Genomic DNA, 14,032 nt, shown 5'->3' with positions numbered 1-14,032 from the left:
TTAGTTCATCGAGCCAGCGGCAATGCGCTGATTGATTTCTTGCATCCGTTGGGTCAGCCGCGCCATGTGTTCGGCGTGTGCCTGGGCGATCTGCAGCATTGCCACCGAATGGGCAAACCGTCCGTTGTCCAGCTTCACAGCCAACCCTTCTTCAATCAGGGTCTGCATCGCACGAGTGATGTTGCTCGGGCTGTCCTTGGTCAACTGGGCCAACTCGGTATTGCTGAGGCCGGTAACGGTGTGCCCCTTCAATGCTTTCAGCACGCCCAGCACGCGAGCGGCTCCTGAGGCGGTGCGGCTCATGACTGCCCCTCCAGTTCAAGTTGTGGGTGTTGGGATTGGCTGACGTTACCCCGGTGCCAGGCAAGTCCTTCCATAGCTGCCTGAATTGCGGCCAAGGTCTCGTCGGCTTCGCTGTTCTTGGCGTAGAAAGCCAACAGCTTTCCTGCGGCGGTCGTCAGCAGTTCCTGTAGGACCTGTGTGTCCTGGGCGGTGCAGTTACGCCCGGTGGGCATTTCTATAGTCAGTCGCCCTGCACTTGCCGCGATCCAGCGAGTGACGAAATCGCAGTTACAAACACGCTCATAGGGGCGAATTAAGTTGGCGGGCATGCGGCCAGTTTGTAACCATTTATAAAGTGCCCAATGATCAGGGAGGCCCATCTCATCAGCGATCCGCTGCACGCTTTTATTGTGAGCATCGATTGCAAAGTCCTTGCACAGCTCTAGAGCGTGGCGCAGCGATGTAGGACGAACGTTTTTCCAGCGGCGGCGATTCATTGGAAACCCTCCTGCAGACGGCCTTCCAAACAAATGGATTTTTTGCAACTAGCCAAACGGGTTGCGCCAGCTGCAAAGTTTTGCGGTACATTCGCAAACTGAGACATGGCTATGACCGACCGTATTGAGGCGCTTGAAGCGCAAATAAATGCTTTGGCGCAGGGCTGGTTACGCCTTGCGGCAGTTCTTGAAGTTGAAGGTCTTGTGACGGCTGATTGCCTTGAAAAGGCGCTGAGGCCGATTTGTTGGCCAGGCCAGTCAATTGAGGCTGAAGCAACGAAGACGCTTGGCTGGCTGTGCGATCAATTGGCTGAAGCCCGCGTGGCTCGCCAATCGACAACGCGGCAAGCCGGAAGCCGAAGCGGTCGATACCCATCTGCACGACAGCCATTACGCTGCCAACGCCGATGAAGGTTTAAGCCCAAGTTTCACCGCAATATCGTGAGCCTTGCCGTAATGGGCTTTGGCTTGGCCATTGAGTACGCGGTACACCTCATTACGGGTGTAGCCGTTCTCGGTAGCCCATTCAGTGATGGTTTTGCCAACCCGACGGAAGTTTTCTTTCACCTGGTCGGCGGATAGGGCTTTGGCATGGGTGGCCATGGTGGTGGCTCCTGTGATGCAAAGATGATTAGTGTTTGTGTGGATGATTTTGTGATCTATAGATCACATAGTCAAGGACTATTTGTGACGGATACATCACCTTTTTTGCGGCTGAAAGAAGAGCGCAAGCGGCTAAAACTGACTCAGGCTGCAGCAGGAGCAGTTGCGGGCGTAACGAGAGAGACTTGGAGTCGATACGAGTCGGGGTCGGTGTCGCCAGGCATGGAGGCCCTGGAAGCCTTTGCTTTGGAGGGGGCTGACGTTCAATACGTCCTGACTGGGTTGCGTGGGTCAATCCCTCCCTCAACCAGAGAACGCCTATTTCTTGATCAATTTCGACGCAGCTCTGAAGAACGTCAGGACGAGGCTCTTCGCGTACTACTTGGCGCTCAGCCTTCTACAAACGCGCAACAAACATTTCAAACTGTGGGCCAATACATCCACGGATCGGTAAACCAGTCGGGTCTGACCCTCAACGTTGGTGGAAGCAAAGGGAAGAAGTGACATGGGGCAAAATTTCCAGGGAGGTGTCGGCCAAGCCGCCGAGGGAGATATCAACAATTTCGGAATCAGCATCAGCCTTGCTGACGCGAACAAAGCTGAATCCCGAGGTTTGGTAACAGCCCAGCGCAAAGAACTTCACGAACTACGAGCAAAATGCGAAGAGCTGGGCGATGACCCTCGGGACGTTTGGCGTACCGTTCATGCTCAACTCGGAGTTACCACGATAAGCGAAATCACTGCCGAGCAATTTTTTGATGCACGGAATGTGATCAGAACAAGGTTGGAGTTTTTGCAAGAAGAGGCTGACAAACGTCGCTTGGTAGGCAAGGTCCTACGGGTAGTTGCGGAGAAGGACGCGAAGGCCGAAATGAACAATTTTTGTGAATTGAGCTTCGGCCGCACTCAACTGAATAACCTTCAGAAATCACAGCTTCAACAAACATTAGAATTTGTTCAACACTTTCAACCGATGAGGCAAGCTGAGGTAGCTCCAATCGTGCCCAAGGAAATTTCTATCAGGGAGTTTCTAGTTCTGCATAAACAAAGCGCTGCCGCTTTGTTTTGTTTTGGTGTACTGGTTGGGGGGATTTGGTTTTAAGAAAGGCTTCCGAATCTGGTCGAAAGCCATTAGGTAATTCGTGCAGGGAGCATGACTGTTGAAAACATTTCTAAGCGTGTTGGTATTGGCGATGGCTGTCACTGCTCATGCAGAGCCTTTCAAAGGGGCGAGCCCAGAATCGTTTGAGCATGCGACCAAGCAAATGAGTGCCTTGAGCAAAGCTATGAGCGATGGTGCCGCTATATTGAAAGGTGGTGATCTAACTGCCGTTGGCGCTCACAGTCAGTACATTTCATCGATGGTGGACTCAGCCAAAAAACAGTTCGGCAACACTGCCTTTGAACCGCTAGGAAGCTGCTTTGTGGCGAGTAACGCTTCCCGCACTTGGTGGAGTGCGCAAGTGGCTGCGGCCCACCACGGAGGTGTCGAAAAAAAAACGGGGGCAATCAAAGGCGCTCTTGATGAGTTTCATGAAAAACGAGATGACTGCCTTCGATCTGCCAATCCTGAGTCTTCAGCGAAGGTAAATGCAGGGCGCGATACTGATCTAAAGGAAAAAACTGGCGGGGACCGAGAGTGCCTCACTGTTTTTACCGTTGATCCCGAAACAAAGGAAGTAGTCGAAAAGCCCAAGCCGTCGCATTGCATGGGTTGATGGAATCACTAATTAGAAAGGAGCGTTGCAAAGAATGTTCGATGACCTGATGACTGATAAATGCTACGTAATTGATGAAAATGGCAAGCGAACTGGCCCTTTCAATACTCGATTCACAAATGGCGACCAGATCCGTACATTTGATCAAACTCTGGATGCCAAAGAAGGTGACACCCTTATTCAGCCCCTTCCGAATGGAAAGGAAGTAAGTTTCACAATCAAAGACGTCAAATATGTGTCTGGTATAGAGGAGGGAAGCTGGCTGATTTCTTACCTCAGAGGCAGCGCTAAGCCAAAAGAACCAAAGATTTCAAATCCTATCTATAACTTTCATGGTGCCAACAACGTTCAGATTGGTGATAACAACATCCAGAATATCCGAAGCGCAGTAGAAACCTTGGTACACGGCATCAATACAGCGCAGGCGACGCCTTCAGAAAAAGAGCATGCTAAAGGACTGTTGCGTACGTTTCTTGAAAACCCGACAACATCTGCGGTACTGGGTGCTGCGACATCCGGCTTAGTTGCGCTGCTTGGTTAACATCTCTTTAAACCCGATTAAAAGCCTTCCTGTACCACGCCGCCGATCATGGCGGCGTGTGTATTTCTGGCGCCTGAAACCTACGGCGCCTTTACAGGAGGCGTCCCATGCGACCCGAAACCCCTCGCGGTATCCGCAACTCCAACCCCGGCAATATCCGCCATGCCAAGGGCGTGCGCTGGCAAGGCATGGCCGTCGCCCAGGGCGATACAGCCTTCGTGCAGTTCACAGCCCCGCGCTGGGGTATCCGTGCGATCGCCCGCGTTTTGATCACCTACCAGGACAAACGCCTCGCAGCTGACGGGAGCCGCATCGACACCGTGCGCGAGTTCATTGAACGCTGGGCACCACCGTCCGAGAACAACACCAACGCTTACACCGCCACCGTGGCCCGTGCCCTTGGGCTTCACCCTGACCATGACAAAGTGGACGTGTATGACTTTGAAGTGATGCGCAACCTAGTAACCGCCATTGTTCGCCATGAAAACGGCCCTGGGCCATTGCCAGGCGGTCAATGGTATGGCGATGCAATCATTGCCGATGGGCTGGCACTCGCAGGCATTGAGCGCGGGGCGAAGCATGGGGTGGCGGCATGAAACCCATCTGCGACTGGCGTTGCTGCTATCGGCTCTACAGTGTCCAGATCACCATCCTGATCGCGCTGCTGGGGTTCGCTCAGCTTGAGTTGCTGCCTATGTGGCAGGCCCAGCTTTCGCCTCGTGCTTATGCCGCCCTCAACAGCGCTTTGGCGTTGGTAGGTTTCGTCGCTCGCCTGATCAAGCAAGGCCCTGATCAGGGGGCGTCATCATGAAACTGAACCTGTTTGGTCGGCTCTTTTCAGCGCTGCTTGCTGGTTTCGCCTGGGCGCCTCGCTGGCCCTTATCCAGTTCCGCAGTCGGCAGTTGGACCAGGGCGTCCGTCACCCCGTCGTATCGGCACGGCAAGACCGGCATCGTCGCGGCCAAACGTCGTGCACGTAAATCACGCAACCGCCAGAGGCATCATCATGGGCGCGCTTGAGCAGTTGGTTTGGCCTTTACCGGCTCGGCTCGCTGCTGTCGGGCTCACCTGCCTGCTAAGCGCCTCGGCTGCCGGTTCAATCGCCTATGGCTTCGGCTTTCGTTACGCCCAGTCCTTGGGCGCCACTGCTTTGTCAGACCTCAAATCCAAGCACGCGGAGCAAGCCCTGGAAGCAGAAAGCGCCAACCGCCTGCAGCTGCTGCAGCAGGTCGCCCGAGCCAGCGAAAGTGAGTCACTGCTGTTCAACCTGATGGATCAGTACGCGAAAGAAAAACAACTGCTCCAGGAGCGCATCCCCCATGTCACGACCCAATACCGCCCTGCGCCTGGCGCAGCTGCTCAGCCTATCCCTCGTTGCGTGTTCACTGCTGGCTGGCTGCGCGACTACAACACCGCCCTCGGTGTGCCTGCCCCAAGAGCAGGCGCCACTGCCACCCAATCTGCGCAAGCGCCCTGGGCAGCCCCCGGCACTGACGCCGAACTATTGGAAAGCGGCGTCACTCCCGCAGACATCCTTGCCCACGCCCAGGACTACGGCGTGTGGGCTCGCAACAACCTTGCCCAACTCAACGGCTTGCTGGATCTACAGAAAAAGGACTGACGCTCTATGGATGTAGCCGAACACGCTACAGAGCAGGACGACGATGAGTCGGAAGCACGAATCTACGCCTGTGGGCTGCAACGCCGATCCGGGCCTTCAGCCTACCGCTGTGACGCATGTGGCGATGCGATCCCGGAGGACCGCCGCCAGAACGAACCAGGCACCGAACACTGCAGCGACTGCGAAGGCGCTTTACAACACATGAACAGACGGGGTTTTCGATGAACCTGGAACAACTGAACTTCAGCTTCACCGCCATGCAGTGGGTAGTCCTCACGGTGATCGGCATTTACACCTGGCTCACCAATCGCCAGGCGGCCAGTACACAGGAGCTGCTTGTGCTGCGTACCAGGATTGTCGCCCTGGAAGAACATGTCCGGCACTTGCCTGACCAAACTGCTGTTACCGACCTGCTGGGAGATATGAAGGCGGTGCGGGCCGAACTTTCTGGAATGAAAGATGCGCTCGGCCCTTTAGCCCGTTCGCTGGACCGGATCAATGATTACCTGCTGAGAGAAAAGACATGACTCCATACTCCGACTTCATCCGCCAGGATGTCCGCTTAGTGTTGCTGCGCTTGCTCGTGGAAATGACCGCTTACCGTGCCAACAGCTCCGTGCTGACCATGGCCCTTGATAGCTACGGACACTCTCTCAGCCGCGACCAAGTCAAAACTGAGCTGCACTGGCTGGCCGAGCAAGGGGCGTTAAGCCTTCAGGATGTCGGTCCGGTGATGGTGGCCACGCTCTCCGAGCGGGGGCAGGACATTGCTGCAGGACGCGCTCGCGTGCCCGGTATCAAGCGGCCAGGAGCGTAACCATGGCGGGCAAGTCCTCCATCAGTCGTCTGCCGCCCTTGGTCAAGGCGCACATCCAGAAACTGCTGCGCGAAGATCGCATGACACTGGATGACATGCTGGCCGATATTCAGAGGCGATTTCCCAGCGAGAAAGCCCCCAGTCGTAGCGCCTTGGGCCGCTTCAAGTTGGGCTTCGACGAACTCACCGACAAGGTCCGCCAGCAGCGGGAGATGGCCGAAGCTTTTGTCGGTGCCTTTGGCGAGGATGCATCGGATAAAACCGGCGTGTTGCTGGTCGAGGCGATTTCGACCCTGACTTACCAGGCGGCGATGGGTGCCCATGAAAAGGACGAGGTCACCATCGCCGAAGTCTCCGCCTTGGCCCGTGCCGCCAAGGCCACCATGGAGGCGCGGACAATGAGCGTGAAAGAACGCCAGGTCATCGAAAAAGTGGCCCGCGAACGCCTGCTCCAGGAACAAGCGGCTGAGCTGGACAGCGCTGTGAAAGCCAAAGGCATGACCGAAGATCAGGCCATGTTCTGGCGTCAGAAATTCTTGGGCGTGAGGCAATGAAACCATCGTCTAGCACCGTCCGCGTCATCGAATGGGACGAGTTGCCCCCCAGCGTTCGCCAGATCCCCGAGGGCTATAACCCTTTGGCAGAAGGCATCCTGATGGCCCACCAGTCTGCCTGGTTGGCATTGGACGCTCAGATAAAACTCTGTGAAAAAGGACGTCGTACAGGCATCACCTTTGCTGAAGCGTTGGATTCAGTGATCACTGCCGCATCTCAAAATGTGGCCGGTGGCATGGATTGCTTCTACATCGGCGACACCAAGGAAAAAGGCCTGGAGTTCATCGGTTACTGCGCCAAGTTCAGCCGAGTGATCGCAGAAGCTCAAACCTCAGGAGTGAGTCAGATTGAGGAGTTCCTGTTCGATGACCAGGACGACGAAGGCAACACCCGTAAAATCAACGCTTACCGTATTCGCTATGCGTCAGGTTTTAAGATCGTTGCACTTTCGAGTAACCCCGCCGGTGTCCGTGGCTTGCAGGGCAAAGTGATCATCGACGAAGCAGCGTTTCACCGTGACGTGTCCGCTGTGCTGGATGCCGCTACTGCCTTGCTGATCTGGGGCGGTCGTATCGTCATCATCAGTACCCACAACGGCAAATCCAACCCTTTCAATCAGATGGTCAACGACATCCAGGACAAGCGTTATGGGGACAGTGCTGAGGTGTTTCGGGCAACGTTTGATGACGCGGTGGCCAACGGTTTGTACGAACGTGTGTGCTTCATGGCCGGGAAACCGGCCACAGCGGAAGGCAAGGAAGCCTGGTACAAGAAGATCCGCAATGCCTATGGCCCGCGCAAAGCACAGATGCGCGAAGAGCTGGACGCGATCCCACGGGACGGCAACGGTGTTTGTATTCCTGGCGTGTGGATCGACGACGCTATGCGAGCGGGCCGAGAAGTACTGCGCCTGGCTCTGCCGGACGACTTCACCCAGCAATCTGTCCAACGGCGCGACGCCTATGTTGAGGACTGGATAGAGCGGTACTTGGCTCCATTGGTAAAGCAGCTCCCACTCGATCTGCGCCACTACCTGGGCATGGACTACGCCCGCCATCGCGACTTCTCCATTGCCTGCCCGATGTCAGTCGACCAGTCACGCCACCGAGACGTGCCCTTTGTCATCGAGATGCATCGTGTCCCCGCGCGTCAGCAAAAACTCGTGTTGTTCTACACCCTGCGCGGATTACCCCGCTTCAGCGGCGCGGCGCTCGATGCGTCGGGTAACGGTGAAACGCTCGCCGAAGAGACCGCCGACGAGTTCGGCCACAACCTGATCAAACAAGTGAAAATCAGTCGAGCCTGGTACGGCGCCTGGATGCCGAAGTTCGTCGGCCTGTTTGAGGACAACACCATCACCATGCCCCAGGACGACAACCTGCACCAGGACGTGCGCGCCATCGAGCAAGTGGACGGTATTCCTATGATCGTCAAAGCTCGCTCCCAAGATCTAAAAGACCCGGACCTGTACCGCCACGGCGACTTCGCGGGCGCGGGCGCGCTCGCCAACTTTGCCACGCTGGAAGTCACCTCCGGCCCGGTCTCCGTCAAATCACGTCGCCGCCGTCAGGGCAAACGCATCACCCAGGGGTTCGCATGAACAAGAGAGGCTTGTGGGTCAGCCCCACCGAATTTGTCAGCTTTGCCGAAGCCAAGCGCAGCTCGACGCTCAATCAACATATCGCCACTCGTGGCCGATCCGACGCGGGCAGCTTTAGCGGCGCCAACCTGCCAAACCCTGACCCGATCCTCAAGGCTCAGGGCAAGGACATTACGGTCTATCGTGACTTGCGTAGCTCGGCTTTGGTTGGGGGCAATATCCGCCGCCGCAAAGCATCGGTACTTTCACTGGAACGCGGGATCAAACGCGGCGCTGCGCCCATCAAGGTTGAGCGCTTCATCCGCGACTGGCTGACGGATCTGGATCTTGACCGCATCATCCGCGAACTGCTCGACGCACCGCTGTTTGGATACCAGCCCGTCGAACTAATGTGGCGGCCATTGGGTATGAACCTAGTACCGGAAGACCTGCTCGGCAAACCTGCCGAATGGTTCTTCTATGACAAGGACAACGAACTGCGCTTTCGATCCAAAGAAGCAGGCCAGGACGGCGAGTTGTGCGACCCGCAGCGGTTTATCGTTGCCCGCCAGGACGCTACCTATGCGAACCCGTATGGCTTCCCTGACCTCAGCATGTGCTTCTGGCCCGCGACTTTTATGAAGGGAGGGTTGAAGTTCTGGGTGCAGTTCACCGAGAAGTACGGCAGCCCATGGGTTATCGGAAAACACCCGCGTGGTGCCACTGACGGCGAGACCGATCTGCTTCTCGATAGCTTGGAGGCCATGGTGCAGGACGCCGTCGCGGCGATCCCTGATGACTCCAGCGTGCAGATCATTGAAGCCGCTGGCAAGGCTGGCAGCGCTGAGGTTTACCGCGAGCTATTGGAATATTGCCGCAGTGAAATCAACGTGGCCATGCTTGGACAAAACCAGACCACAGAGAAAGACAGCACCCGTGCAAGCGCTACGGCGGGGGCTGAGGTCACTAAGGATATTCGTGACGGCGATGCCGGAATTGTTGCCGCATCACTGAATGCTGTGATTCGACGCATCGTTGATATTAACTTTGGCGAACAGGTGATCGCTCCCGTTTACGAGCTGTGGGAGCAGGAAGAGATTGATAAAGTACTGGCTGAGCGAGACAAAAGCCTCAGCGAGTCAGGCGTCACCTTCACCTCGCAATACTTCAAACGCACCTACAACCTGCAGGACGGCGATATCGTTGAAACGACGCCTTCCGATATCGGCCCAGAGTTCGCTGAATCCACGCTCAAACCGATCCTTGACCAAGTTGCACTCGACCAGGCCATAAACGGTCTGCCTGCGTCGTTGCTCCAGGAGCAAAGCGAACGGGCGATAGCGCCGCTGATTGAAGCACTGCAACGTGGCCGTGCCGACAGCGAAGCGCTCGGGCTGTTGGCCGAGGTTTATCCCCAGATGGATACCCAAGCCCTTGAGCAGACGCTGGCACGCTTGATGTTCATCGCGGACACCTGGGGCCGTTTGAGCGCCAGCGCCGACCGGGAGAACTGACATGGCCAGCGCCGCAAAACCAGTGAACCCGGCTGACCTCAAGGCCATTTTCGGCCTGGAGCCAGAAAAGGCTATGGAGTACCTGAAGTCCAAAGGGTATGCGATCACTTGGAACTGGCAGGAAATGCTCGATCAGGCACATGACCAGGCCTTCACTGTGGCCAAGGCCATGCGTCTCGATCTGCTGTCCGATATTCGTGGCGCACTGGAGAAGGCGCTCCAAGATGGGCAAACGCTTAAACAGTTCATTGCCGCACTGCAACCAACGCTGGAATCTCAAGGTTGGTGGGGCCAGCAGGTAATCGTTGATAGCCAAGGCGTGGGTGAGCTGGTGCAGCTCGGTAGTCCGCGCAGGCTTCGAACGATCTACCAGACCAATCTGCAGAGCGCCTACATGGCTGGCCGTAAGGCCGATATGGAAGAAACCACGGACACCCATCCGTATTGGATGTACGTCGCCATTCTGGATGGCAAAACAAGACCCAGCCATCGAGCGTTACATGGTCAGGTGTTCCGTCACGATGATCCGATCTGGGCGGCGATCTTTCCACCGAATGGTTTCAACTGCCGCTGTCGTGTCGTTGCGCTTACGGAGGCGGCGGTGAAGCGTCGTGGTCTGAGGATCGTTTCAAGTGAGGGCCGTATGTTCACCGAAACGGTTGAAACAGGCACGGATAAACGAACTGGCGAGATACGCACAGCCGAGGTTACGGGTTTACGCACCACAGATGCAGCAGGCAAGGCAATTACCTTCCGTACGGACCCAGGGTTCAATCATGCGCCAGGTGCTGGCCTCGCTGACATGCTGAAACGCAAGCAAACAGCTGCGTAGGGGATTTGAAATGATCACTGTTGAATTGGATCACGAACGTCTGCAGGCCGCCCTACGCCGAGTTGAGTGGGCCGTGGGGGATGTCGCGCCGCTGATGCGCGGCATCGCCGCTGAATTGGTTAGCCAGACTGAGGAGAACTTTGCGGAAGAGGGCCGGCCCGACTGGAAGGACCTTTCGGATACCACCACTGAGCGGCGTGCGAAGTCAGGCAATTGGCCTGGGCAGATCCTGCAGATAAGTTCGGCAGGCTTGGCTGCGTCGGTCACCAGTCATGCAGATGACAGTTCGGCGCTGGTTGGTAGCAACAAGACTTATGCCGCCATGATGCATTTCGGAGGTAGCAAATCGGCCTTCCCACATCTGTGGGGTGATATTCCTGGAAGACCGTTTCTTCCGATGGACACTGAGGGGCGATTGCAGCCCGAGGCAGAGCAAATGATTTTGGAGTTGGCGTTGAATTACATCCAAAACGCCACGCAGCTGTGAACGCTTCTGGAGCTTGTGCGTGCCTTGAGGCGTCTATGGTGTAGGTCTTGCCAGTAAAACCGCCATAAACGCTTTATAAAGCTGCGAGTCCGCTAAAGATGCAAGAGGCTCAACAGCAGTTAGTAATCCCACTCGTAATAGTCGTCGATGTCTGTTTCAAGCTGCCCGTCGATAACCCTGGTATCACTCCAGCTGTATTTGCTCGGTTTGATGTAATGCACCAGTAACGACTCGGGAACGAACTCAATGCTCGGTGTCGCATAAACCTCTTCCATTGGGTAAAAGCCGTGTTCATCCTCAACTGGCGGGAGTGGCTCAGTCGAGAGCACATGGGAGAACAACACAAGATTGAGACCGCCTTCGTGTTGGGCCGATGAAAAGATCACGCCATCAATACGGGGAAAATGTTGGGTGGCTAGGTACTCAGCGATCACCTGCGTTTGAAGATACTCATGCTCCTGCTTTGGAACTACAGGTTGGCTGATAATGCTGTGAAAACCTTTTAAAAACTGTCTACGTTCAATTTTTCGACGGTACTCTGGGTCGAAAAAACTGAGAGCTTTCTGCTCATAAGCGTCCTCAAGAGCTTTGAAGTCCAACACTCGAACGAATTTTGTGAGTTTAAACTCACCACTGATGACTACGCCGCCTGCAGGCGGTCTGAGTTCTGCAATGCAGGTCTCTCTCGTACCTAGCGCACCATAAAAGACGGGTACTCCTCTAGGGCTCATTCGTCCATCGCTGGCAAATTCTTTTGGTGGGGTTCCCAGTTGATTAATAGGGTCTGACAGAACGTCCGATCTGTCTTTTGGCAATGTGCAGTCGCGAGCACGAAAAATAATGTGGTTGTCGGAAGGATCTAAAACCCGGATGACCTCGTTTTTGTGTTTGCCAATTGCTTTGAAATCTTCAAGCCCTTTGAACAGCCAACGCAAAAACGTCTTCGCCTCCAGGTTAAAGAACCGACTTTTGTGCATGACTCCTGTACGGAACTCATTCCAGCTACGCTCAGCCGATAGTGGCGCCAGTTTCTTTCGTTGAAAAAGCTCGGAATCAAAAAAACCAGCATCTTCAGGAAAAATGCTCAACAGTTTGTCCTGCACCCTTTCTACAAGCGGAGCCACATTGTCGAGCTGAAGAACCTCACCTATGTAGAAGTCCAGTGTGTCTCCCTTTTGCTCATAGTGGTTAACGCGATCCCGGTCCTGATCCCAGATCCTTTCTTCTTCTCCTACTTTGATATTTTGTTCAAGAATTCGCGATATTTCGTCTACGAGTACTTCCAGATCAATAGATTTTCGCTTCTTTCCACAGATTGAGCACTCGACGCTGACGCCCGTTTTTTTGATGCGCGCCTGTAGGTAGCGATCTCCAACGCATCCAAAGCAGACAGCCTCCATTTCTACAGTCATTGAGCTTTCCTTTAGTTTGTCAGTGTCATCCGCAAGATCGACTCATCATCTCACCCTCTATTGGCACGTCCAAGTAGAGAGCAAGCACTCTTTAAACCCGATTAAAAGTCTTCGGCCACCCACTGGCCCAAGCTGTGCGCATCACCTCCACGCAGCGCACAGTCATGAAACCACTGCACATCTTCAAACCCGGAAAACACACCGCAATGAGCGGCGCCAGCTTCGACTTCAGCGAGTCGGATCTGGCTGCCACCGTGCGTGCGTATGACCCGGCCCTGCACGAAGCGCCGATGGTTATCGGCCATCCGAAACACGACGCCCCGGCTTCCGGTTGGATTCAATCACTCGCAGCGACCCCGGAAGGTCTGATCGCAGTTCCTGCACAGGTGGACGCTGACTTTGCCGAGCAAGTGGCCAAGGGCAGCTACAAGAAAATTTCCGCGTCTTTCTACCACCCCGACGCTGCCAACAACCCTGTGCCAGGCGTGTACTACCTACGCCACGTTGGCTTCCTGGGCGCTCAACCACCATCGGTAAAAGGGTTGCGCCCCATCGAACTGGCCGACGGTGAGCAAGGCGTCGTCGAGTTCGGCGACTACGGGCACGAAGTCAGCTCTGATCTGTGGCGCCGCTTTCGCGAGTGGCTCATTGGCAAGTTCGACAAAGAAACCGCCGACCAGGTCGCGCCATCCTGGGCAATCGACAGCCTCGCCGAAACTTCACGCCAACCAGATCAACCCCTTCAAACCGCCTTTTCCGAACCCACTCGCGCCACTGAGGTAACCAACATGTCCGAGCAAGACAGCGCCGCCCTGGAGGCGGAAAACAAACGCCTGCAAGCAGTCATCACCAAACGCGACAAAGCAGACCGCGCCGCCGCCCAGGCTGCCATTCACACATCGAACGTTGAATACGCCGAACAGCTCGTTGCAGCGGGCATGAAGCCCATTCATGCATCGGCGGTGATCGCGGCGCTGGACTACGCCGACTCCAGCGAGACCCCACTGGAGTTCGGTGAAGAGGACGAACGTGAGCCGTTGAGCAATGGCTTGAAAGCCATCTTCAACGACTTAGCGGGCGGCGTCAGCTTCGCCGAAGTGGCCACCAAAACTCGCGTTGGAAAGACCGTCAACCAATCCACCAACCCCTTGCTGGCAGACGCTGAAGCCCGCGCTCAACGATAGGAGGCCCCATGGCCACGTTCAATCAGCCCAAAGACCTGGGCGACTTGCTGCTGGTAGAGGTCGCTCCTGGCTGGACCAAAGAAAAAGCCACCTTGCTGGGGGGCGTCAATTACGCGTTCGGCCAGGTGCTGGCCAAGGTGGCTGGCAAGTTCCAGGTGCTCGACCTTGCAGGCACCGGTACCGCAAAAAAGGCAGCTGCGGTACTTGGCGAACACATCGACGCAACGGCAGGTGACACGACAGGTGTCGCGATTGCTCGCGGTGCTGTTGTTGCCACCGCCGAATTGGTTTGGCCGGAAGGCATTACCGAAGCCCAAAAATCGACCGCCCTGGACGAACTCAATGCCTTGGGCGTTGTGGCTCGTGCGGCCCTTTGACTAGGAAGTACTC

General features: G+C 55.8%; 23 protein-coding genes. 19 read left to right on the top strand and 4 right to left on the bottom strand.

Annotated features, from left to right (window positions below):
* The gene (locus tag FBY10_RS00595) at positions 1–303 is read right to left on the bottom strand and encodes a helix-turn-helix domain-containing protein (RefSeq protein ID WP_069672605.1); all 303 of its coding nucleotides are present in this window, start codon (positions 301–303) and stop codon (positions 1–3) included.
* Entirely contained in the window at positions 300–779 is a 480-nt protein-coding gene (locus FBY10_RS00590; protein WP_145335474.1) for a hypothetical protein, read from the bottom strand. Before FBY10_RS00590 ends, FBY10_RS00595 begins: the two co-directional genes overlap by 4 nt.
* Positions 780–890: 111 nt before the next feature.
* Here FBY10_RS00590 and FBY10_RS00585 point away from each other — a divergent pair, with 111 nt between their 5' ends.
* Positions 891–1,190: a hypothetical protein gene (locus FBY10_RS00585; RefSeq protein WP_145335476.1), complete on the top strand. Its 300-nt coding sequence runs from the start codon at positions 891–893 to the stop codon at positions 1,188–1,190.
* Here the strand turns inward: FBY10_RS00585 and FBY10_RS00580 are convergent.
* Positions 1,170–1,382, bottom strand: coding sequence for a DNA-binding protein (locus FBY10_RS00580; RefSeq protein WP_005789410.1), 213 nt, complete (start codon positions 1,380–1,382; stop codon positions 1,170–1,172). The genes FBY10_RS00585 and FBY10_RS00580 overlap by 21 nt on opposite strands.
* On the opposite strand from FBY10_RS00580, the gene FBY10_RS00575 reads away from it, so the two are divergent.
* The 16 genes from FBY10_RS00575 to FBY10_RS00500 all read left to right on the top strand — a co-directional run bounded on the left by FBY10_RS00575 (position 1,371) and on the right by FBY10_RS00500 (position 11,046).
* Entirely contained in the window at positions 1,371–1,886 is a 516-nt protein-coding gene (locus FBY10_RS00575) for a helix-turn-helix domain-containing protein (protein ID WP_145335478.1), read from the top strand. The two genes, FBY10_RS00580 and FBY10_RS00575, sit on opposite strands and share 12 nt — an antisense overlap.
* Position 1,887: 1 nt before the next feature.
* Positions 1,888–2,484 carry a hypothetical protein gene (locus FBY10_RS00570; protein ID WP_145335480.1) on the top strand — a complete coding sequence of 199 codons (597 nt, stop codon included), beginning with the start codon at positions 1,888–1,890 and terminating at the stop codon, positions 2,482–2,484.
* Between the two features lie 58 nt (positions 2,485–2,542).
* Positions 2,543–3,100, top strand: a complete 558-nt coding sequence (locus tag FBY10_RS00565; RefSeq protein ID WP_145335482.1) for a hypothetical protein — start codon at positions 2,543–2,545, stop codon at positions 3,098–3,100.
* A 34-nt stretch (positions 3,101–3,134) separates the two neighbouring features.
* A complete protein-coding gene (locus FBY10_RS00560; RefSeq protein ID WP_145335484.1) occupies positions 3,135–3,641 on the top strand; it encodes a hypothetical protein in 507 nt (168 codons plus the stop codon).
* 107 nt (positions 3,642–3,748) lie between these two features.
* On the top strand, positions 3,749–4,237 hold the full coding sequence (locus tag FBY10_RS00555) for a structural protein (RefSeq protein ID WP_145335487.1): 489 nt from the start codon (positions 3,749–3,751) through the stop codon (positions 4,235–4,237).
* Complete coding sequence (locus FBY10_RS00550; protein WP_094066611.1) at positions 4,234–4,452, top strand: hypothetical protein; 219 nt, start codon at positions 4,234–4,236, stop codon at positions 4,450–4,452. Before FBY10_RS00555 ends, FBY10_RS00550 begins: the two co-directional genes overlap by 4 nt.
* A complete protein-coding gene (locus tag FBY10_RS00545; RefSeq protein WP_145335489.1) occupies positions 4,449–4,661 on the top strand; it encodes a hypothetical protein in 213 nt (70 codons plus the stop codon). The genes FBY10_RS00550 and FBY10_RS00545 overlap by 4 nt, the downstream gene beginning before the upstream one ends.
* On the top strand, positions 4,648–5,262 hold the full coding sequence (locus FBY10_RS00540) for a lysis protein (protein ID WP_145335491.1): 615 nt from the start codon (positions 4,648–4,650) through the stop codon (positions 5,260–5,262). Before FBY10_RS00545 ends, FBY10_RS00540 begins: the two co-directional genes overlap by 14 nt.
* Positions 5,263–5,268: 6 nt before the next feature.
* The gene (locus tag FBY10_RS00535) at positions 5,269–5,487 is read left to right on the top strand and encodes a TraR/DksA C4-type zinc finger protein (RefSeq protein ID WP_145335493.1); all 219 of its coding nucleotides are present in this window, start codon (positions 5,269–5,271) and stop codon (positions 5,485–5,487) included.
* Positions 5,484–5,789, top strand: coding sequence for a DUF2730 domain-containing protein (locus FBY10_RS00530; protein ID WP_094066614.1), 306 nt, complete (start codon positions 5,484–5,486; stop codon positions 5,787–5,789). The genes FBY10_RS00535 and FBY10_RS00530 overlap by 4 nt, the downstream gene beginning before the upstream one ends.
* Positions 5,786–6,079, top strand: coding sequence for an ArsR family transcriptional regulator (locus tag FBY10_RS00525; RefSeq protein WP_145335495.1), 294 nt, complete (start codon positions 5,786–5,788; stop codon positions 6,077–6,079). The genes FBY10_RS00530 and FBY10_RS00525 overlap by 4 nt, the downstream gene beginning before the upstream one ends.
* Before the next feature lie 2 nt (positions 6,080–6,081).
* A complete protein-coding gene (locus FBY10_RS00520; protein ID WP_145335497.1) occupies positions 6,082–6,633 on the top strand; it encodes a phage protein Gp27 family protein in 552 nt (183 codons plus the stop codon).
* Entirely contained in the window at positions 6,630–8,234 is a 1,605-nt protein-coding gene (locus FBY10_RS00515; protein WP_145335499.1) for a hypothetical protein, read from the top strand. The genes FBY10_RS00520 and FBY10_RS00515 overlap by 4 nt, the downstream gene beginning before the upstream one ends.
* Positions 8,231–9,727 carry a DUF935 domain-containing protein gene (locus tag FBY10_RS00510; protein ID WP_145335501.1) on the top strand — a complete coding sequence of 499 codons (1,497 nt, stop codon included), beginning with the start codon at positions 8,231–8,233 and terminating at the stop codon, positions 9,725–9,727. The genes FBY10_RS00515 and FBY10_RS00510 overlap by 4 nt, the downstream gene beginning before the upstream one ends.
* 1 nt (position 9,728) lies before the next feature.
* Positions 9,729–10,559, top strand: a complete 831-nt coding sequence (locus FBY10_RS00505) for a phage minor head protein (RefSeq protein ID WP_145335504.1) — start codon at positions 9,729–9,731, stop codon at positions 10,557–10,559.
* Positions 10,560–10,569: 10 nt separating this feature from the next.
* Complete coding sequence (locus tag FBY10_RS00500; RefSeq protein ID WP_145335507.1) at positions 10,570–11,046, top strand: phage virion morphogenesis protein; 477 nt, start codon at positions 10,570–10,572, stop codon at positions 11,044–11,046.
* Positions 11,047–11,165: 119 nt separating this feature from the next.
* On the opposite strand, the gene FBY10_RS00495 is transcribed toward FBY10_RS00500, so the two are convergent.
* Positions 11,166–12,458: an RES domain-containing protein gene (locus tag FBY10_RS00495; protein ID WP_145335509.1), complete on the bottom strand. Its 1,293-nt coding sequence runs from the start codon at positions 12,456–12,458 to the stop codon at positions 11,166–11,168.
* Positions 12,459–12,622: 164 nt separating this feature from the next.
* Between FBY10_RS00495 and FBY10_RS00490 the strand changes: the two genes are divergently transcribed.
* Positions 12,623–13,642, top strand: a complete 1,020-nt coding sequence (locus FBY10_RS00490; protein ID WP_145335511.1) for a phage protease — start codon at positions 12,623–12,625, stop codon at positions 13,640–13,642.
* An 8-nt stretch (positions 13,643–13,650) separates the two neighbouring features.
* Positions 13,651–14,019, top strand: coding sequence for a head decoration protein (locus FBY10_RS00485; RefSeq protein WP_145335513.1), 369 nt, complete (start codon positions 13,651–13,653; stop codon positions 14,017–14,019).
* The last annotated feature ends 13 nt before the right edge of the window (positions 14,020–14,032 follow it).

It is taken from the genome of Pseudomonas sp. SJZ103 (assembly GCF_007828335.1).
Lineage (GTDB): Bacteria > Pseudomonadota > Gammaproteobacteria > Pseudomonadales > Pseudomonadaceae > Aquipseudomonas.
The sequence above is the reverse complement of the archived record's forward strand: the minus strand, read 5'-3'. Positions and strand labels throughout refer to the sequence as shown.